At 41.9% G+C, this 20,618-nt stretch carries 19 protein-coding genes; 11 read left to right on the top strand and 8 right to left on the bottom strand.

The window, feature by feature from the left end; genetic code table 11:
* Positions 1-6 precede the first annotated feature (6 nt).
* Together dnaB and QZZ35_RS00775 are read left to right on the top strand one after the other, a co-directional pair.
* Positions 7-1,341: a replicative DNA helicase gene (gene dnaB / locus QZZ35_RS00780; RefSeq protein WP_291234393.1), complete on the top strand. Its 1,335-nt coding sequence runs from the start codon at positions 7-9 to the stop codon at positions 1,339-1,341.
* A 168-nt stretch (positions 1,342-1,509) separates the two neighbouring features.
* A complete protein-coding gene (locus QZZ35_RS00775; RefSeq protein WP_291235710.1) occupies positions 1,510-2,187 on the top strand; it encodes a helix-turn-helix domain-containing protein in 678 nt (225 codons plus the stop codon).
* Between the two features lie 119 nt (positions 2,188-2,306).
* Here the strand turns inward: QZZ35_RS00775 and QZZ35_RS00770 are convergent, their stop codons facing one another.
* Complete coding sequence (locus tag QZZ35_RS00770; protein ID WP_291235709.1) at positions 2,307-2,480, bottom strand: DUF362 domain-containing protein; 174 nt, start codon at positions 2,478-2,480, stop codon at positions 2,307-2,309.
* Between the two features lie 195 nt (positions 2,481-2,675).
* Here QZZ35_RS00770 and QZZ35_RS00765 point away from each other — a divergent pair, with 195 nt between their 5' ends.
* Entirely contained in the window at positions 2,676-2,882 is a 207-nt protein-coding gene (locus tag QZZ35_RS00765) for a DUF1858 domain-containing protein (protein WP_291234383.1), read from the top strand.
* Positions 2,883-2,933: 51 nt separating this feature from the next.
* Here QZZ35_RS00765 and QZZ35_RS00760 read toward each other — a convergent pair whose 3' ends face one another.
* On the bottom strand, positions 2,934-3,710 hold the full coding sequence (locus QZZ35_RS00760; RefSeq protein ID WP_291235708.1) for an adaptor protein MecA: 777 nt from the start codon (positions 3,708-3,710) through the stop codon (positions 2,934-2,936).
* A 399-nt stretch (positions 3,711-4,109) separates the two neighbouring features.
* On the opposite strand from QZZ35_RS00760, the gene QZZ35_RS00755 reads away from it, so the two are divergent.
* A complete protein-coding gene (locus QZZ35_RS00755) occupies positions 4,110-4,703 on the top strand; it encodes a hypothetical protein (protein ID WP_291235707.1) in 594 nt (197 codons plus the stop codon).
* Positions 4,704-4,728: 25 nt separating this feature from the next.
* Positions 4,729-6,438 (top strand): glycosyl hydrolase family 18 protein, encoded by a 1,710-nt coding sequence (locus QZZ35_RS00750; RefSeq protein ID WP_291235706.1) that lies wholly within the window; start codon positions 4,729-4,731, stop codon positions 6,436-6,438.
* Between the two features lie 69 nt (positions 6,439-6,507).
* Here QZZ35_RS00750 and QZZ35_RS00745 read toward each other — a convergent pair whose 3' ends face one another.
* Both QZZ35_RS00745 and QZZ35_RS00740 read right to left on the bottom strand, forming a co-directional pair.
* Positions 6,508-7,404, bottom strand: coding sequence for a selenium metabolism-associated LysR family transcriptional regulator (locus tag QZZ35_RS00745; RefSeq protein ID WP_291235705.1), 897 nt, complete (start codon positions 7,402-7,404; stop codon positions 6,508-6,510).
* Complete coding sequence (locus QZZ35_RS00740; protein ID WP_291235704.1) at positions 7,394-8,557, bottom strand: aminotransferase class V-fold PLP-dependent enzyme; 1,164 nt, start codon at positions 8,555-8,557, stop codon at positions 7,394-7,396. The genes QZZ35_RS00745 and QZZ35_RS00740 overlap by 11 nt, the downstream gene beginning before the upstream one ends.
* Before the next feature lie 162 nt (positions 8,558-8,719).
* Between QZZ35_RS00740 and yedE the strand changes: the two genes are divergently transcribed.
* From yedE to selD, 4 genes are read left to right on the top strand one after another with little or no spacing between them, the layout of a single operon-like run.
* Positions 8,720-9,808, top strand: a complete 1,089-nt coding sequence (gene yedE / locus QZZ35_RS00735) for a YedE family putative selenium transporter (RefSeq protein WP_291235703.1) — start codon at positions 8,720-8,722, stop codon at positions 9,806-9,808.
* A gap of 13 nt (positions 9,809-9,821) precedes the next feature.
* The gene (locus tag QZZ35_RS00730) at positions 9,822-10,028 is read left to right on the top strand and encodes a sulfurtransferase TusA family protein (RefSeq protein WP_291235702.1); all 207 of its coding nucleotides are present in this window, start codon (positions 9,822-9,824) and stop codon (positions 10,026-10,028) included.
* Positions 9,997-10,275 (top strand): DUF3343 domain-containing protein, encoded by a 279-nt coding sequence (locus tag QZZ35_RS00725; protein ID WP_330635418.1) that lies wholly within the window; start codon positions 9,997-9,999, stop codon positions 10,273-10,275. The genes QZZ35_RS00730 and QZZ35_RS00725 overlap by 32 nt, the downstream gene beginning before the upstream one ends.
* Positions 10,276-10,290: 15 nt before the next feature.
* Positions 10,291-11,328 carry a selenide, water dikinase SelD gene (selD, locus tag QZZ35_RS00720; RefSeq protein ID WP_291235701.1) on the top strand — a complete coding sequence of 346 codons (1,038 nt, stop codon included), beginning with the start codon at positions 10,291-10,293 and terminating at the stop codon, positions 11,326-11,328.
* Positions 11,329-11,377: 49 nt separating this feature from the next.
* On the opposite strand, the gene QZZ35_RS00715 is transcribed toward selD, so the two are convergent.
* Genes QZZ35_RS00715 through QZZ35_RS00700 form a run of 4 tightly spaced genes read right to left on the bottom strand, consistent with a single transcriptional unit; the run spans position 11,378 to position 16,112 of the window.
* Complete coding sequence (locus QZZ35_RS00715) at positions 11,378-12,631, bottom strand: ABC transporter permease (RefSeq protein ID WP_291235700.1); 1,254 nt, start codon at positions 12,629-12,631, stop codon at positions 11,378-11,380.
* A gap of 13 nt (positions 12,632-12,644) precedes the next feature.
* Positions 12,645-14,219, bottom strand: coding sequence for an efflux RND transporter periplasmic adaptor subunit (locus tag QZZ35_RS00710; RefSeq protein ID WP_291235699.1), 1,575 nt, complete (start codon positions 14,217-14,219; stop codon positions 12,645-12,647).
* A complete protein-coding gene (locus tag QZZ35_RS00705) occupies positions 14,191-14,898 on the bottom strand; it encodes an ABC transporter ATP-binding protein (RefSeq protein ID WP_291235698.1) in 708 nt (235 codons plus the stop codon). The genes QZZ35_RS00710 and QZZ35_RS00705 overlap by 29 nt, the downstream gene beginning before the upstream one ends.
* Positions 14,895-16,112: an efflux RND transporter periplasmic adaptor subunit gene (locus tag QZZ35_RS00700; RefSeq protein WP_291235697.1), complete on the bottom strand. Its 1,218-nt coding sequence runs from the start codon at positions 16,110-16,112 to the stop codon at positions 14,895-14,897. The genes QZZ35_RS00705 and QZZ35_RS00700 overlap by 4 nt, the downstream gene beginning before the upstream one ends.
* A 462-nt stretch (positions 16,113-16,574) precedes the next feature.
* Between QZZ35_RS00700 and ileS the strand changes: the two genes are divergently transcribed.
* Both ileS and QZZ35_RS00690 read left to right on the top strand, forming a co-directional pair.
* Positions 16,575-19,760 carry an isoleucine--tRNA ligase gene (gene ileS, locus QZZ35_RS00695; protein ID WP_291235696.1) on the top strand — a complete coding sequence of 1,062 codons (3,186 nt, stop codon included), beginning with the start codon at positions 16,575-16,577 and terminating at the stop codon, positions 19,758-19,760.
* 36 nt (positions 19,761-19,796) lie between these two features.
* Positions 19,797-20,618, top strand: an 822-nt coding sequence (locus QZZ35_RS00690; protein WP_291235695.1) for a glycogen/starch/alpha-glucan phosphorylase, incomplete at its 3' end; no start/stop codon positions are given.

Raw genomic sequence — 20,618 nt, 5'->3', positions numbered from 1 at the left:
ATGGCGATGGAAGAAGCGTTGATCAAGAGAATATTGCCTCACAGTGATGAAGCTGAAAGAGCTGTTGTGGGGTCAATGCTGATGGATCAGGATGCGATTGTGACAGCTTCTGAGATTATCAGTGCAGATGATTTTTATCAGAGGCAGTATGGCATTCTTTTTGAAGTTGTCACAGAACTTTATCAGGATGACAAGGCGGTGGACCTGGTAACGCTTCAGGAACGTCTGAAAAATAAAGATGTGCCTCCGGAACTGTCCAGTGTGGAATTTATCAGCGGCATTATCAATGGTGTACCGACATCTGCGAATGTTAAAAATTATGCGGAAGTAGTTGCGGAGAAAGCACTGCTCAGGCGCATGATCCGTACCCATGAAGAACTTGCCAATACCTGTTATCTGGGAAAAGAACCTGTAGATCAGATTCTTGAGGATACAGAGAAAAAAATATTTGATCTTCTTCAGAGGAAAAGTTCGGATGATTTTGTACCGATCAAAGATGTAGTTTTGAGTGTCATTGACCGTATTGAAGCGGCTGCAAAACATAAAGGAACAGTTACCGGACTGGCTACCGGATTTTATGATCTGGATTATAAAACATCCGGATTTCAGCCCTCTGATCTTATTCTGATCGCAGCACGTCCTTCTATGGGAAAGACAGCCTTTGTTCTGAACCTGGCCCAGTATATTGCTGTGAAAAATCATGTGACGACGGCCATTTTCAGTTTGGAGATGTCGAAGGATCAGCTTGTGAATCGTATTCTTTCTATGGAGTCCAAAGTTGATTCTCAGCTTATCCGTACGGGTAATTTAAGTGCCAATGACTGGGAAAAGCTTATTGAAAGTGCCGGGGATATAAGTAAGGCACCACTGATCATTGATGATACACCGGGAATTTCCATTTCAGAACTTCGATCTAAATGCAGGAAGTTCAAACTGGAGAATGATCTTGGACTTGTCATTATTGATTATCTGCAGCTCATGAGCGGCGGAAGTAAACGAAGCGATTCCAGACAGCAGGAGATTTCGGAGATATCCCGTTCTTTAAAGGCGCTTGCAAGAGAGATCAATGCGCCGGTCATTGCTCTGTCCCAGCTGTCCCGTGCTTGTGAGACCCGACCGGATCATCGTCCGATTTTATCGGATCTGCGTGAATCAGGAGCCATTGAGCAGGATGCGGATGTGGTTATGTTTATTTATAGAGATGATTATTATAATAAAGATACAGAAAAGAAAAATATTTCAGAGATTATTATTGCCAAACAGCGTAATGGTCCGATTGGTACGGTAGAGCTTGTATGGCTGCCGAATTATACAAAATTTGCCAATAAATCAAAAAGATAAAATATCGCATTTTTAACCAAATGAAGAGCCGGTAGCGGATAAAGCGACCGGCTTTTTCTTTTTTTGAGAATGGAATGTCGACAAGTTGTTAGGCTGTAAAATTGAAAAATTATGGCTGTCTGCTATAATTTTATTGTCAGATAACGAGAAGGTAATTGGAGGTATTCTATGGACGAGATGCGATATACAATATCGGATGCAGCAAAAATGGTAAAAGTTGAATCGCATGTATTGCGCTACTGGGAAGATGAGCTGGCATTGGAAATACCCAGAAATGAAATGGGCCATCGTTATTATACACAGCGTGAAATCGATATTTTCTGTCAGATACGAGCATTAAAGGACAGAGGCCTTCAGTTAAAGGCGATCAAGGATGTTCTGGAGATTATGTCCGGACAGAAAGAGGAAACAAATATTATTTCACTGGATAACATTCGGCAGAATTATGAGAATGATGAAAAAAAGAGTGCGGAAGAGGTGGAAGAAAAAGAAAATAAAGAGAGTGTACTTGTGAAATCACCGGTGTCCATATCGGTGGAATCGGATACACAGAGAGTAAGTTCTGAGGAAAAAATGCGCCATTTTAAATATATTATGGATAATATCGTTGCTCAGGCACTTCAAGAGAATAATTTAAGGTTGGAAGAGGCTATTGTGGGACATCTTTTAAATGAGATGGACACAATGGAACAGGAACGGGAGGAAAAAGAAGAACTCAGATTTCGCAAGCTGGATGAGACAATTCGGGGAAGACAGCGCGGGTACCAGGAAGTGGCTGCCGCAAAACTACCGCCGTATACACCTACAAAGATGAATAAACGACGATTCGGATTATTTAGAAAGTAAATAAAAAAGTGCTCTGATAGTTTATACTGGAAGAGCACTTTTTAGCGGTGAGTAAAAAAGAAAGACGCCAGGAAAACCTGGACGCCTCACTTTTATCATTTCAGAATTGAATCTCTCAATTAGTCAGCCTGAGAAATAGCACCTGTTGGGCATGCACCTGCGCATGTTCCGCAATCGATGCATTCGTCAGCGTTGATTACGAACTGACCGTCTCCTTCTTTGATAGCACCTGTAGGACATTCGCCTGCACAAGAACCACAAGAGATACATTCAGAAGAAATTACATATGCCATGATAGTTACCTCCTTATAAGTATAAATAATAATCGTACGTAAGTTGTACGTCATTATTGTAATACAAAACTCTCGATTAGACAAGTATAAAATCAAGAAAAGATGAAGGATTTTTGGTTGACGCAGACTCTTGCAAAGGTTGAAGGAATGTATTATAATAAGCAGTAATTAAAATTTAAGAAGGAGGGCTTTATCATGGCACAGGTAACAAAAGATACTATGATTGGCGATTTATTAAGAATTGATGCAGGTGTAGCACCTATTTTAATGAGCATTGGTATGCATTGTCTGGGTTGTCCATCTTCTCAGGGAGAAACGATTGCAGAAGCAGCTATGGTACACGGAATTGATCCGGAAGCATTAGTTGCAGAAATTAATAATTTCCTTGAAAAGAATAAGTAATTGTATAAACAAAAAACAGCGGGAAGAGAGGATTCTTCTCGCTGTTTTTTTTTACAGATTCGCAAGTTTCTGTACAGCCCTGTTTTTTATCATCAGGGTAAAGTGTTCGTTGTAGTAAGCAACAGATGTTGATGAAGTTGGAATAAATTCTCCGTATTCAACAGCAATATTACAAACTTTATTATAGAGTTCCGGGCTTGCATTACCTTTTGTAAGAACAAGGTAGAAGTTTCTGGATTTCGGATCTTTATAGAGAGAGTTTGGGCTGGTATATCTCGGATAGATAATCGAAGCATACCTGCACACATCGTCTAACTGACCAAAACGGAAGATCTTAGTCATATCCACAGGGGCGGATACCTCCGGTTTGGCGGAAAAGTCGGAACTTGGATTTGTCTGTGCTGTGTCGGATTCCGCTTCTTTGTTAAGCAGTCCTTCACTGATCTTCTTGAACAGATCCAGAATATCAGCCGCACTGTGATGTGCAGGAGATTGTTCGGAAGGTGCATCCGTGTCGATATCATCATCCAGAGAAATATTGGTCGGTGAAAACTTGGAGAAGCGGGTATCAAGTTCTTCCGGATCTTCAACTTTTGTCACGATCAATACGATGCAGTCACTGGATACAGGAATTGCTTCGATGACTAATGGGATATCATTCGCTTCGAAGCCTACTTCCGTAGAAGCCTGAATCATCATATCACGAAAAAGCCGTTTGGCCTTATCAGAACCGTAAGCAAGTTCACTTAATTTGATCTGGCGCTTGGCAAGATCATCTTTATTCAATGTACAGCGAATCTGGTTTTCATTCAGTTTCTCAATCTTCATGGAAATCACTCCTTTCAATGCCGGATTGAGTTTATCTACAGTATACCCATAGCCAAAGAAACTGTAAAGACATTAAAATATTAAATTTTACGAAAATGGTGTCGAAACATTAGCGTTGAACCGAAAAAATTCCTTTGATATAATAAAATATATAAGATTTCTAGGATAATGTGCCTGACCTTCTAATTCATTTCTTTTTAATTTTCCCATTTTTCTCTGCGATAAAAAACAAGTGGCATAATTATGCTTAGATAGTCTTATTATATGTCAAATGTGGGATATCATTACATTTTTTTGAGCTGCATCTCCTTAAAAGTGGGTGGCATTTCCATAAACATTTGCCTGATAGGCTCCTGTGTAGTATAATAGGATACATAATCTGCATAGGAGTCTATTAATATGGAAAAACAAATGACAGAAAGCTGCACAGAAAGAGGCATGCGAGTTATCCCATATATTTTGTACGGTTGTGGTGTGCTCGTTTTATGCCTTATGATTGCCGGGCTGATATTCTGGCGGAATCCTTTTATGGTACAGAAGGTGGATGCATCGGATGAAGCCGCATCTATTCGGCGGACACAGATTGGAGACTATGTTCAGGTAGAGCATATGGATCTTCGGTTTACTGGTTTTTATACGGTGAACGGGAAACAGGAGATCTGCGGTTATTATTATATCGGAAAAATCGGAGAGACGTCGTGGTTTGTTGAAATTCCAGCACGGAAGGGAGATACGGGCTTGTCACAGACGATGACAGATCTTGAGGATACGAAATTTACGGCACAGATAGCAAAAGATCTGTCTGTTGTTGATAACGCCGCAGATAGAGAGGGAATGACAAAGGAAAGTTATATTGAAAAATATTCTCTGTCAGATAAAGTTCTTATGACCTATGCTACGGATAGAGAACGGGACATTTTATATTATGCAATTGCACTTTGTGCCGCAGTGGGCTGTTTTGTCGCTGGCAGATTATTAACTCGTAAATGTTAGAGAAAAGGAAGGTTAGGTAAAACACATGGACAAGATAAGAAGATTTATGGGATTACTCCTTATTTCTGTATGCTTCCTTTGTATTCTGGGTGGGTGTGATATCATTGATGAGCTCCGGACCGAGACAAGTGTTGTGGATTATAATGAAGTTTATAATCTTTCGGACGGAGAATATACAGTGATGCTGAATAATGAGCTGACAGATCTGCGGGCAATTGATGATGGTCAGGGTCATGTCTATATGGACGTGAATACAGCCAACAGCCGTTTTAATTCCAGAATTTATTGGGAGCAGGATACGAATACGATTTTATATGCGACACCGGAAGGTATGGCTGAGTACACACCGGGATCTACAGATTACACAGTAGGTACGTCAATTTTGACAAGTGAGATTCCAGTTGTCATTGACAGGGATGGAATGCTTTACATTTCTATGGATTTTATAAAAGAGAATACGAAGATGGATTGTGAAGTATATACAGATCCAAATCGTCTTGTTATTCGTACGAAATGGGGAACAGCGTCTGTGGCCACGGTAACAGCCAAGAAGGCAGATATTCGCTATCAGGGTGGAATTAAAAGCCCGATTTTCAGAAAGCTTACGAAGGGTGAGAAACTCTATGTGATCGATGACGGTGCCGGTGATGAATGGGCACTTGTTGTCAGTGAAGACGGCTACTACGGTTGGGTAAAGAACAGCAATATAGATACGCCGACGGAAGAAGAACTTCCGGAGCCTGATTTTGAAGAACCTGTATTTGAGAGTATTTCGAAAGATTATAAGATTAATCTGGCATGGCATGGTGTGTATAGTACGGCGGCCAATGAGGAGTTAGAACAGATTCTTGCGGAAACACCGGGTATTAATACGATCAGTCCGCGCTGGTTTTATTTTGAAAATACGGAAGGTGATCTCAATACTCTGGGCAGTGCAGACTATGTTAATAAAGCACATGCTGCCGGGATTGAAGTATGGGCTATGTTTTCAAATGAATTTATTAATTTTGATGGCGAGATGACAAACGAGATTCTTTCATCCAGAGCAAAACGTCAGCATGTGCTCGACCAGCTGGAAGCATATATTGATGCCTATGGTCTGGACGGCATCAATATGGATTTTGAGATGATCGGTGAGTCCGGTGCGGACAATTATATTCAGTTTGTCAGAGAGATGTCCGATTTGTGCAGAAGAAAACAAATCGTTTTCTCGCTGGACAACTATGTGCCTATGTACTGGAAACATTACAATCACAAAGAAGAAGGCATTTTTGCAGATTATGTGATCATGATGGGGTATGATGAGCATCATACAGGATCGAATGTTGCCGGATCTGTAGCATCTATGGGATTTGTTCGTCAGGGTATTGAAGATATGCTGTCTATGATCCCGAAAGAGAAGGTGATTAATGCGATTCCGCTCTTTACCCGCGTATGGGCGACGGATGGCAGCGGCAATGTAGAATCCTTTAATGTGGGGATGACAGAAGCCAGGGGATATCTTGATGCCAAGGGCATAGTGCCTGTTTATGATGAAGCTTCCGGTCAGAATTACGGGGAGTACACATCCGATGTGGACGGAAGATTATATCAGATATGGCTTGAAGACCAGGATTCGATCAGAACCCGTATGGAGATGATCCGGGAATATGATCTGGCTGGCGTGGCAAGCTGGTGTATCGGATGGGAAAGCGGTCCGGAGATCTGGCAGATTATTGCAAGTTATATGAATTAATTAAAAGATATGTATAAGAAGTGCCCTCAGAGAAAAGATGCGACTTGGCATCTTTTCCCGGGGGCCTTTTTAAGTTTGATAGTGTTTTTGTATAAAGTTGATGAAATCCTGAACATGGCTTTTCATAATAAAGTCGGAGCGATAGGCAAGATATAAATTTCGGTGTTTTATATATTCCGGAAGTTCAAAACAAAGAAGGCGCTTTTCTTTGATAAAGTTTCGGGCGGCTCTTTCGGAGATGATGGATATGCCCAGACCTCCTGCTACAAGATTTTTTATCGCTTCCTGATCATTGATCCTTGCCGTAACGTGAAGATCTTTCTCGTGAATTTCCATTTTTTCAAGAAATATATCAATACTTTTTTTGCTGCCGCTTCCTTTTTCACGAAGGATTATTGGTGACTTGAGGAGTTCGTGAAAGGGATTTTCAGCCGATTCCTGAAGTTTTAAAAAATATTCATTTACAGGCGTAATAATGATCATATGATCCTGACAAAAAGGAATGCAGGTCAGAGATTCTTTTTCGCAGGGCATACCGATCAGGCCGACATTGAACACACCATCCAGAAGACTTTCTATAATTCCGTGGCTGTCATTCTGATGAATGATAAAATACGTATCCGGATAGTGCCTGCCAAATTCGGGAAGTATTTCCGGAAGAATATAGGCTGATGGGATCGTGGAGGCACCAAGATGTATGATTTTTTTTGTGTTTGAAGAACACTGTTCAATCATCCTGTCACGTAAATCCAGTATATTTACAGCATATTCATAGAATTCTCTGCCCTTTGGGGTGATTTCAATATTTTTGGTTGTTCGGCTGATCAGTCGTATGTTCAGTTCATCTTCCAGCTGTCTTATGTGAGCACTTATAGTGGGCTGGGAGATAAAAAGTTTCTCGGCTGCAATTGTAAAGCTGTTATATTTGACGACGGCAGTAAAGGATTGCAACTGTTTAAATTCCATGGCACACTTCCTCCAGCGCTTTTAAAGCGTGTTCGACATCTTCCGGCTTGTTCCACCATCCGAAAGAAAAACGAATCGTACCGATCGGATAGGTACCGAGTGTTTGATGAGCAGATGGCGCACAATGAAGTCCGACACGGGTCATAATGCCATAGGTATCATCCAGTTCAAAGGCTGCCTCAGAAATATCTTTATTCAGAGTCTGAATGGATACAACGCCGGTGCGTCCTTTTATATTTTTCTTTCCCAGAATTTTTATAAGGCCACGTTCTTCAAGAGGAAGCAGACCGTCAATAAAGGATTTGGTAAGCATAAGTTCATGTTCGGCTACTGTGTTTATACCTGTTTTTTTGAGCCAGAGCAGACCGGCGTGGAGACCGATAATGCCGGGGAGATTCATCGTGCCGGGTTCAAATCGATCCGGCATAAAATCCGGAATTTCTTCCTGATGGCTGATGCTTCCGGTACCGCCGGAAAGAAGCGGTTCGATCAGAGAAACCATATCCGGTTTCAGTATAAATCCTCCAATGCCCTGAGGGCCGAGAAGCCCTTTGTGACCGGTGAAGGCGAGAGCATCGATATGCATGGCTTCCATGTCGATTGGCCATATTCCGCCGGTCTGAGCCGAGTCTACAAAAAATTTTAAGTTATGTTTGCAGCAGAATTCACCGACCTGGGCAATGGGCATGAGTGTTCCGCATACATTGCTTGCATGCGTCATGACAACAGCCTTTGTCTCTTTTTTCAGGCATTTTTCCATAGCGTCAATTTGCAGCTCACCCGTAATGCTGCAGGGAACTCTTGTGAAGGAACAGCCCTGCTTTTCGAGTTGAACGAGAGGACGCATAACAGCATTATGCTCCATGGAAGACACAAGAATATGATCTCCGGGTTTTAAAAAGCCTTTTAAAATGATGTTCAGGCTTTCAGTGACATTTTTTGTAAATACTGTATTTTTACAGTCAGGTCCGTTAAAAAGTTCGCATAAGAGCTGACGTGTTTCATAAACAATTTCTTCGACCTGATAGGCACTGTCGTAGCATCCCCGGTTAATGTTGCTTCCGATATCTGTCATGTAACGATAGACACTATCAGCTACTTCGGAAGGTTTTGGAAAAGTTGTGCTGGCATTATCCAGATAAATTTTTTTCATAGCATCTAACCTCGAATCCATATGTTCTTAAAAAAATATTAACATATATTTATTTAAAATACAAATAAATTAATCATGATAATTAATAAATACAATTGGATGGAAAAAGGATGTCATGATATACTCAGAATTAGAAAATATACAGTATGGGAGAGGAAAAAGATGAATATGAAAAAAGAAAAGACAATGATCATTATCGCTGGTCTTATTATCGGAGTCATTGCTTCATTGCTTGTATTTTTTGGAAATCCGGCTAATATGGGATTTTGTATTGCCTGTTTTTTAAGAGATACGTCAGGAGCTCTCGGACTTCATTCCGCCGGGGCTGTCCAGTATATACGTCCTGAAATTATAGGTCTTGTATTGGGAAGTTTTCTTCTGGCAGTTTTCAGAAAGGAATTTGCACCGCGGGGCGGCAGTTCACCGATGACCCGTTTTATGCTCGGATTTTTTGTAATGATTGGCTGCCTTATGTTCCTTGGCTGCCCGTTTCGTATGATTTTACGTCTTGCCGGCGGTGATCTGAATGCGATTTTTGGACTTGTTGGATTTGCAGCAGGTATTTTGTGCGGTGTATTTTTCTTAAACAGAGGTTATTCTCTGAAACGTACATATAAACTGCCAAAAGCAGAAGGTATCCTGTTTCCGGCTGTTCAGGCAGTATTTCTGGCATTGCTCGTTGCGGCACCGGCATTCATACGGTTTTCTGAGGAAGGTGCCGGCCCTGGTGCAAAGCATGCAGCTGTTATTATCAGTCTGGCTGCAGGACTTATTGTCGGTGCATTGGCGCAGAACACCCGCTTATGTATGGTCGGCGGTATCCGTGATGTTGTACTGTTCCGTGAGTGGAAATTATTATTTGGGTTCGTGGCCATCTTGATCAGTGCACTCATTACGAATCTGATTCTTGGAAGTGTGACCGGAGGCACATTTTTCCAGATCGGTATGGCAGGTCAGCCGGTGGCACATATGGATGGTCTCTGGAATGGCCTTGGAATGTTGCTGGCAGGTTTTGGCTGTGTTCTTTTGGGGGGCTGTCCGCTGCGTCAGCTTGTTCTTTCAGGAGAGGGAAACACAGACAGTGCTGTGACAGTGATCGGTTTGATGGTCGGAGCTGCATTTGCCCATAATTTTGGCTTGGCTTCCAGCGGCGAAGGACCGACAGCAAATGGAAAAATTGCTGTCATCATTGGTATTGTTGTGGTTACAGCCATTGCGTGTATAAATACATTCAGTAAAGAGGAAGCTTAAAAGGAGGCAGTATATGAAAGTTTTAGATGCAAGAGGCTTATCTTGTCCTGAACCGGTAATCATTATGAGAAAGGCAATGATGAGCAAAGATACGGAGTATCAAATAGTCGTTGATAATGTGGTATCCCGGGAAAATGTGACCCGTTTTGCCGAACATCAGGGATACAAGGTGACAGTAAGTGAGAACAATGGAGAGTATACACTCTCGATTCGTAAGTAATATGATTTATATAGCTACATTTTATTCCCATTTTGGGGCTATACGTTTTAAAAAATTTTGTGAAGGAAAGGGAATGGCAGCCAAAGTTATGCCTGTGCCGAGAAATTTGAGCAGCAGCTGCGGCACATGTGTTCGATTTGAAAGTAACGAGGGCTGTCCGGTCGCGGACCTTACAGAAGAAGTGGAGCAGGTCGTTGAAGTTACAGAAAAGGGATATGTTTCTGTGTTTCGCGCAGAAAACAGTTAAGGGGTGAAAGAACAGATGGAGACAGATGTAAAGCTGACAAAATTGGCCAGTTGTGCCGGCTGCGGTGCAAAAGTAGGTGCGGGTACACTGGTGCACATGCTGGAAGGATTTAAAACACATACAGATCCGAGGCTGATCGTGGGGTATGATAAAAGTGATGATGCCAGTGTCTACGTGATTGATGATAATACAGCACTTGTTCAGACGACAGATTTTTTTCCTCCGATCGTGGATGACCCTTTTTTGTACGGGCAGATTGCGGCAGCTAACGCTTTAAGTGATGTTTATGCCATGGGCGGTGAACCGAAACTTGCTTTGAATATTATGTGTCTTTCGGAGTCGATGGGCAAAGAGACAGTTCAGGAAATTTTGCGCGGGGGATATGACAAAGCTTATGAGGCAGGAGCTATCATTACAGGCGGTCACACGATTCAGGGAGCAGAACCTATTTACGGCCTTGCAGTGTCCGGCTTTGTTCATCCGAAAAAGGTTTTGACCAACAGTGGTGCCCGTCCGGGAGATAAGCTTATTCTGACCAAACCTTTAGGCATAGGTATCCTGACAACATCAGCGAAAGCGGATATGGTTGACCGGGAGGTGTTGGATCGGATTTACAATCAGATGGCAACGCTTAATAAAGCGGCCCGGGATATTATGGTAAAATATCATGTACACAGTTGTACAGATGTGACGGGCTTTGCACTTATGGGGCATAGTTTTGAGATGGCCCAGGGAAGTGGATGCACGATTCATATTCAGAGTCAAAATGTACCATTTCATTCAGAGGCTTATGAACTGGCAGAGATGGGCTTTATACCGGCAGGAGCTTATCGTAACCGCGAATATGCAGAGGCCGGTGTCAAAAACATATCCAATGTGAGTCGGGCACTCCAGGATATTTTTTATGATCCGCAGACGAGCGGCGGTCTTATGATTGCCCTGGATGCCAAAGAAGCCGAACAGTGTCTTGATGAAATGAGAAAAGTTATACCTCAGGCTGCGATCATTGGCTATGTAACAGAAAAAATGGATGCCTATATTTATCTTGAGTAAAAGAAAATCCCAATGGATGATCCGTATTTGATCATCCATCGGGATTTTTTTATTCGTGACGAAGGGCGTCGATTGGATTCAGATTTGCTGCTTTAATTGAAGGAAGAAGACCAAACAGGATACCGATCGCCATTGAGAAAATGACAGAGAATATAATTGCAGGCAGGCTGATGGCCGACGGTGTCTGGGAGATCCGGGATATGACCTGAGCAAGGATAATACCTGCGACAACACCAATGAGGCCTCCGAGACTTGTCAGTACAGCTGCTTCTGTAAGAAATTGACCGAGAATACGGCTTTTTTTTGCACCGATAGCTTTTTTTAAGCCAATTTCCCGTGTACGTTCTGTGACAGATACAAGCATGATATTCATAACACCGATGCCTCCGACGAGGAGAGAGATGCTGGCAATCCAGATCAGCTGCTGATTGGTGGATGCACTCAGATCCTGAAGATGTTTGGCCTGTTCAAGAAGGTCGGATGCCTTATATTGAATATCTGATGCAGTGATATATGCATTTAGGATATCTGCACACTGTCGTCCGGCGGAACTCATATCGTCTGTGCTGGATGCACGGATGATGAGATTTTGTGGTTCATCGTAATTATAAACGATTGGCCAGTCCGTATTTGGAATAAATACAATGCCGGTGTTTCCTGTAGAAGAAGTATAGTTGTAGTAATCTTCCATAGAGTTTATAACCGGTTTGAATGTGTTGGATTTCTCGCACACACCGATAATTGTAAAAACTTCCTTGTTTAATTCCAGCGTTTTTCCAAGAGGATTTGTACCTCCAAAGAGTGATTTTGCTGCTGAAGTATCAATAATCGCTACTTTTCGAAAACCGGAGTAGTCTTTATCCACAAATCCCCTGCCTTTTTGAAGCTGATATCCACAAGTTGAAAAGTATCGGGAGTCGATTCCGTAAACTCTTCCACCGTTTAAAGCGGTGCCGTTATAATATATACCCTCGGCATAATTGCGGGCAAGATACAGAGAAGCTGCATCGACACCGTCGATTTCAAGTATCTCATTGATGGTTTCCTCTGTAATGACAGGAACACCCTGGGGCAGACCATTGTAGGCGGGCTCATATTCCCATTCATTTTGGTACAGTTTTATTTCTACGGTATTATTTCCCGAACCGATCAGGTTCTGTTTGATCTGTTCATTGGTTCCTTTGATCGTTGAAACGATAGAGATAATGGCAGCAATACCGATAATGATTCCCAGCATGGTCAGGAAGGAACGCATCTTGTGGGACCAGATTCCCTGAATAGAAAGTCTGATATTTTCTAACATGATTTTGTCTCCTTTAATACATGGATGGGCTGTCAACAGTTTCTGTTTTAACACCTTCCTTCACATTTTTTCCATAAGGGAAGGTGATGAGATCTTCGGATGTAAGCCCGGATTTGATTTCCTGATAGTATCCATATAAAATAGCACCGGTATCCACAACTTGTTTTTTCAGTCGATTATTTTCATCTGCAATATATACAAATGTTTCACCGCCCTCATCCCGGATATAAGCCAGGGGAATATAGATCGCCGATGTGGAAGATGTTTCACCGGTCTGAACGGATATACTGACAGACTGATTATTTTTAAATCCTGCGGTTTCTTCCAGATAGGCTGTAAACGGATAATTGGAAGTATTCGGATTTGTACCGTAGGAATTATTGTTGTCGGATACAGGATAATCGGATATAGAAGTAATTTTTGCTTCTGCGATCATTCCGGTTTCCATATTGGTGACAGTAACTGTGTGACCAACCTCGATCTGATCCAGTTTCAGTTCATTGACGGTTCCTTTTAAATAGAAACCATCCTGGCTTGTTACAGTGATCAGAGGAACGGAAGCGTTGACGACATTTTCAACATCTCCGGTAATTTTAACCTGACCGTTGACAGTACTCAAAATTGTTCCGGAGGAAACTTCACGGCGCATTTTTTCGTATTTTAATACGGCTTCCTTGCGGTCAATTGTCAGATTGGTCAGCTGATTTTTCTTTTCTTTAAGCTGCTTATCCCGTTCGGAAGATGAAATCCCGTTATAAGGATTGGATTCGCTGTAAGATTCGGATGAACTTTCAGTAACCGGGATATCCGGAAGCTGCATAAAGTCATAAAGTGTCATCTCATAGAATTCTTCAGGAATACGGAAAGTATAGCCATCCAGATAAATACGTTTATCCATGGAAGGAATCTGGAGAAAAAGTACAAGCGGTTCTCCAAGTTTGCGTCCTGTCTCCGGGTCAATATTCATGATACGATATAAAAACTCGGATGTAATTATCGTTTCCGGGGCACACTTTACGGTATAAATGTTGCGTGTACCATCCTTTAAAAAAAGGACTGTCTGATTGTCCAGACGGTAGACGATGGCATCCGGATCTGAGAGTTCTGTCCCCGGAGAGGAGAGCAGGATACGTTTCTGGGGCTGGAGTGACACATTAAGACTGTCCAGAATATTTAAATCATTCTGATTTACCGGAGCGGCTGTTTCAAGATAGTGGATGTCCCGGTTGACCGATTCAATCTGAAGATCAATATTGTCAATGGACAGTGCCTGCATTTCAAGATCAAGATTTGCAAGTGTATTGTCCAGTTGAAGGAGCGGTGTTCCTACGGATACGGTATCTCCTTCGTGAACAAGTATATGTTCAAGTATCTGATTCTCTTTGAGGTAAATATCCTGGGTAAGATCGGTTGTTATGATGCCGTAGGATGAATCGTCACTTCCCCATGGGGCAGTGGAAATCATGGATACAGGAAAAACCTGAACACGGGTGTTGGCATTTTTATAAAAATTGTATCCTGCAATTCCGACTGCGATAACAGCCACCGCAGTTAATGTGCTAGTTAGAATGAGTAATGGCTTTTTCATCGGATGTTCCTCCTTTTTCTGTCAGAATTCCGTCGCGTATGATTGCAAGCCGTTTGGCATGGGCGGCAATATCCGCGTCGTGTGTAATCATAATGATCGTCATACCTTCATCGTTCAGTGTCTGGAAAAGTTCCATGATCTGCTTTCCGGAGCTGCTGTCCAGTGCACCTGTAGGTTCATCGGCGAGAAGAATCGTCGGACGATTGACAATGGCACGGGCAATAGCTACACGCTGCTGCTGACCGCCGGAAAGCTGAGTCGGCTTAAAATGGATCCGATCACCAAGACCGACTCTTTCCAGTGCTTTTGTGGCAAGTTCAATACGTTCTTTTTTTGAAATGCCGGCGTAGATCAGAGGCAGATAAACATTTTCCAATGCACTTTGCTTCGGAAGAAGGTTAAAGCTCTGAAAGACAAAACCGATATTATAAAGCCGTGTATCGGATAATTCATTCTCTGAGCAGGAAAAAATATCTTTTCCATTTAAGAAATAAGAGCCGGAAGTCGGTTTGTCCAGGCATCCGATCACGTTCATCAGAGTTGTCTTGCCGGATCCGGATGGTCCCATGATGGCCAGATATTCCCCTTTTTCCACGGAGAGGGAGATATCCTTAAGAATAGGAACTGTCATTTTTCCCTGAAGATAGTCTTTATAAATATGTTTTAATTCCATGATCATTGTATCATATCCCCCGAGGCACCATCACTCATGTCCTCTGAAGAACCGGAAAACATGCTGCAGTTCATGCCTTCTTCCAGAGTTTCTTCAGGAAAGGCAATGAAGTCTTCCGGGCTCAGTCCGGAAACAATTTCATACTCATCTGTAGTTTCGTCGTAGTTTCCGAGAGAGATGGTCCGTTTTTCTAAACGTTCTTTTTTGTCGGCTGCCCATACATAAGGTTCTTTTTCATCAAGACAAATATAATAGGAAGGAAGCCATAGTCCTTCTTTGACCGTATTCTGGCCCACATCCGGTTCCATAAATACATGTTGTCCGAGCATCAGCGGAGCAGTTTCATTGATCTCAACATAAAAATTATAGGATGAGGAGACCGTGCTGTTGTCATTGCTGCTCATATACATGTTTGAGTTACTGTTGACCGGAGATTCTGTATCAATCTCTGTGACAGTGCCTGTCCATGCAAGCGTTTCATCGACTCTTGAGTGGATGATCATTGGTTGTCCCACACTGATGGAGGACATATTCTGTTCATTGATCGTTCCTTTGATCCGGTATTCATTGTTGGACAGAATGGTTATGTAAGCAGTGTCTGTTCCGTCGTCATAGTAATTTGTGGATGAGCCGTCATTGATGGATTTAACAACACCGTCAATTTCACTGGTGACAGTCGTGTTATCCATAGACTTGCGGATCTGTTCAATTTCAACAGCTTTACTCTTCTGATTATATTCTGCACGTTTAACGTCATTTTGTGCTGTCAGAATCTGAGTCGTGTATGAGAATATTTCACTCTCCGGAGCCTTCTCCTTTTCACTTTGAAGGAGCTTGATCTGATCATTCAGAGTCGCAATCTCGTTGGTAATACGCTCGAATTCAAGTTCGGCACTGCTGAGCTTTAATTGCATCTCATCCACATCATAGGAAAATAAGGGGGTACCTTTAGAGACAGTATCTCCCTCTTTGACAAAGAGTTCTTTTACCTGACGATCTGTGGCTTTTTGTATTTTTACTGTTTTTTGAGGTTCGACAACACCGGCAAACCGGTTGACAATACCTGAAGAGGATGTGGATAAAAGTGAAACACGGGTTGTGTAAACTTCCGGATCAGAAGCTGTATTGGAAGGCTTCTTAAAAAGCATCCACATCAATATGCCAAAGAGCAGGATGACTGCGGCAATGATGGCAAGAATAATTGTTTTCTTTCGAGTCATGTGTAAATCCTCCTGATTTTATTTTAGATAGCATCATATATTCCATCATACACTAAGATGAAGGCTTTTACACTAAGAAAAAGAAAAGAAAAACTTAAGAATTTCTGAAGAATATGAAATTGGAGAGTTGACAGTCGAAAAAATTTATAATATGATAAAAAATGCTAAATACGAAGAAGGAGACAGTAGTTCTGTTTGAAGATTCACAGAGAGTCCGGGATGGTGGAAAACGGATATCAGTAGATCAGAATGAATATCACTCTGGAGTTGTGGACCCAAAGCTTTCAGGCAAGTAAGAAAACCGGCATCCCGCCGTTATCGGGAGAGCATATGATAGTATGTTGCACAGGTGGTATAATGATTGTTTTTTCAGGCTTTCATCCTTTGCGGGTGAGGGTCTTTTTCTTTATCAGGATCAAGTGTTAGATTACCAGATGCAGCGAAAGAAATGGAGGAATAGTTGTGTACGAAAAGGTTTCTACTAATATGAACTTTGTAGAAAGAGAAAAAAAAGTTGAGAAGTTCTGGAATGACAATAATATTTTTGAGAAAAGTATTGATTCTCGTAAAAAGGCACCGGAATATACATTTTATGACGGACCGCCTACAGCCAACGGAAAACCTCATATCGGACATGTGCTGACACGTGTTATTAAAGATATGATTCCGAGATACCGGACAATGAAAGGATACCAGGTGCCTAGAAAGGCCGGATGGGATACACATGGTCTTCCGGTAGAGCTGGAAGTTGAGAAGATGCTTGGACTCGACGGCAAAGAACAGATTGAAGAATATGGACTCATTCCTTTTATTGATAAGTGTAAGGAAAGTGTATGGAAATATAAAGGTATGTGGGAAGACTTCTCAGGAACCGTTGGATTCTGGGCAGATATGGAAAATCCATATGTCACATATCATGATGATTATATCGAATCTGAATGGTGGGCATTAAAGACGATCTGGGATAGAGGCCTTTTATATAAGGGTTACAAAGTTGTGCCTTATTGTCCGCGCTGCGGTACACCGCTTTCGGCTCAGGAAGTAGCTCAGGGTTACAAGACAGTAAAAGAACGTTCAGCAGTTGTTCGTTTCCAGGTTGTTGGAGAGGATGCTTATTTCCTGGCATGGACAACAACACCTTGGACACTGCCTTCTAACGTGGCACTTTGTGTGAATCCGGATGATACTTACTGCAAAGTAAAAGCAGCAGACGGATATACTTATTATATGGCAGAAGCACTGCTTGAAAAAGTTCTTGGCAAACTTGCGGCAGAGGACACACCGGCCTATGAAGTTCTTGATACATTTAAAGGAACAGATCTTGAAGGCAAAGAATATGTTGCATTATATGAATGTACAGCAGCAGAGGCTGCAAAACAGCGCAAAAAAGCACACTACGTTGTATGTGACAGTTATGTTACGATGTCAGATGGTACAGGTATCGTTCATATCGCACCTGCATTTGGTGAAGACGACGGTCGTGTCGGACGTAAATATAATCTTCCTGTTGTTAAATTTGTTGATGAAAAAGGCTGCATGACAGATGAAACACCATTTGCCGGCATGCGTGCAAAACCAACAGAGAAAGAGATGGCGGCCGGAGCGATCAGTGCGGATCCGGAAGTGTTAAAAGATCTTGAAGCAAGAACACTTCTGTTTGAAGCGCCAAAATTTGAACACGACTATCCACATTGCTGGAGATGCGATACACCGCTTATCTATTATGCAAGAGAATCCTGGTTTATCGAGATGACAAAGGTTAAAGATGACCTGATCCGCAACAATAATACGATCAACTGGATTCCGGAAAGCATTGGTAAAGGCCGTTTTGGTGACTGGCTTGAAAACGTTCAGGACTGGGGTATCAGCCGTAACCGTTACTGGGGAACACCATTAAATGTATGGGAATGTGAATGCGGACATATGCATTCGATCGGAAGCCGTCAGGAACTTTTTGAGATGAGCGGCAATGAGGCGGCAAAGACAGTGGAATTACACCGCCCGTATATTGATGAGATCACGATCACATGTCCACACTGCGGCAAACAGATGAAACGTGTTCCGGAAGTTATTGACTGCTGGTTTGATTCCGGTTCCATGCCATTTGCACAGCATCATTATCCGTTTGAAAATGAGGATAAATTCAAAGCCCAGTTCCCTGCTGACTTTATTTCCGAGGCTGTTGACCAGACACGTGGATGGTTCTATTCACTGCTGGCAATTTCTACACTGCTTTTTAATCAGGCACCATATAAGAATGTTATCGTGCTTGGTCATGTTCAGGATGAAAACGGACAGAAGATGAGTAAATCCAAAGGTAATGCGGTTGATCCGTTTAAAGCACTTGAAACTTACGGTGCAGATGCGATCCGCTGGTATTTCTATGTAAACTCCGCACCATGGCTGCCAAACCGTTTCCATGGCAAAGCGGTTATGGAAGGTCAGCGTAAATTTATGGGTACATTATGGAATACCTATGCATTTTTTGTTCTTTACGCAAATATTGATGAATTTGACGCAACAAAATATACTTTAGAGTATGATAAATTATCCGTTATGGATAAATGGCTTCTGTCAAAATTAAATTCTCTTATCAAAGAAGTAGATGAAGATCTCGGAAACTATCGCATTCCGGAAGCAGGCCGTGCACTTCAGGAGTTTGTCGACGATATGAGTAACTGGTATGTACGCCGCAGCCGTGAACGTTTCTGGGCAAAAGGTATGCTTCAGGATAAGATCAATGCTTATATGACCTTATACACTGCCCTTGTGACAGTATGTAAAGTGGCTGCGCCGATGATTCCGTTTATGACAGAAGATATTTATCAGAATCTTGTTCGCAGCATTGATGACTCCGCACCGGAAAGTATTCATCTTTGTGATTTTCCTGTGGCAAATGAGGCATTTATTGATGCTGAACTGGAAGCGAACATGGAACTGGTACTTCAGATTGTTGTTGCCGGTCGTGCGGGACGTAATACAGCGAATATTAAAAACCGTCAGCCAATCGGCAAGATGTATGTAAAATCAGAAGTAGAGCTTCCGGAATTCTATCAGGAGATCGTTGAAGAAGAGCTGAACGTTAAGCGTATGGAATTCACTCAGGATGTCAGTGCATTTACATCTTATACATTTAAACCACAGCTTCGTACTGTGGGACCAAAATACGGTAAGCTGCTTGGTGGCATTAAACAGTATCTTGGAAACGTTGATGGCAATAAAGCAATGGCAGAATTAAAATCTGAAGGACATATTTCCTTTGAAGTCAATGGAGAAAATGTTGTTCTGGCAGAGGAAGACCTTCTTATTGATGCTGCTCAGACAGAAGGCTATGTATCTGTCAACGACAGAAATGTGACAGTTGTTCTGGATACAAATCTCACAGAAGAGCTGATCGAAGAAGGATTTGTCCGTGAAATTATTTCAAAGGTTCAGACAATGCGTAAAGAGGCAGACTTTGAAGTGACAGATCACATTATTGTTTTCATGGAAGGCAATGATAAACTTAAAGCCATCGCAGAGAAGAATTCAGAAGATGTAAAGAAAGATGTACTTGCTGAAGATATTGTCTTCGGAAGTACAGATGGTTATATCAAAGAATGGAATATTAATGGCGAAGCAGTGACGATGGGTGTAAAAAAAGCCTGATGTTATCTGTTTTTTAAACAAAGGAGGGAATTTAAGATGGAAGAAAGAATGGTAAGTGCTATTCAGACACAGGAAGGTCGAAGCTTCGATAAAGAAACTTTAAAAAAAGAAATTTTGAGTAATCTTAAAGTAATGTTTCGTAAGACCCTTGATAAAGCGACAAAGCAGGAAGTTTTTCAGGCAGTTGCACTGGCTGCAAAAGATTTTATCGTTGACCGTTGGATCGCTACACAGGATGCATACAAAAAGCAGGATCCAAAATATGTTTATTATCTGTCCATGGAATTTTTAATGGGAAGAGCCTTAGGAAATAATCTCATCAACCTTTGCTGCTACAACGAAGTAGCAGAGGTTCTTGAGGAACTTGGATTTGACCTGAATGTCATTGAGGATGAAGAACCGGATGCAGCTCTCGGAAATGGCGGTCTTGGTCGTCTGGCAGCCTGCTTTATCGAATCCTTATCTACATTAAATTATCCGGTTTATGGCTGCGGTATTCGTTATAAATATGGTATGTTTAAACAGGTGATCCGTAATGGTTATCAGGAGGAGGAGCCGGATAACTGGCTTGAAAACGGCAATCCTTTTGAAATAAAACGTGGAGAATATACTCAGATAGTTAAATTCGGAGGATATGTACGTATCGAATGGGATGCTCAGAAAAACAGAAATAATTTTATTCATGACGGTTATAATGCTATTCGTGCGGTGCCATATGATATTCCTGTTGTTGGATATGGCAATAATGTGGTAAATGCATTGAGAATCTGGGATGCGAAGCCGATTCAGGAATTTAATCTTGAAAAGTTTGGCATGGGTGATTATCGTCAGTCCGTTGAGCAGGAGAATCTGGCCAGA

This window comes from Frisingicoccus sp., assembly GCA_016298055.1.
Lineage (GTDB): Bacteria > Bacillota > Clostridia > Lachnospirales > Lachnospiraceae > Frisingicoccus.
This window is presented reverse-complemented; position numbering and strand designations above follow the sequence as displayed.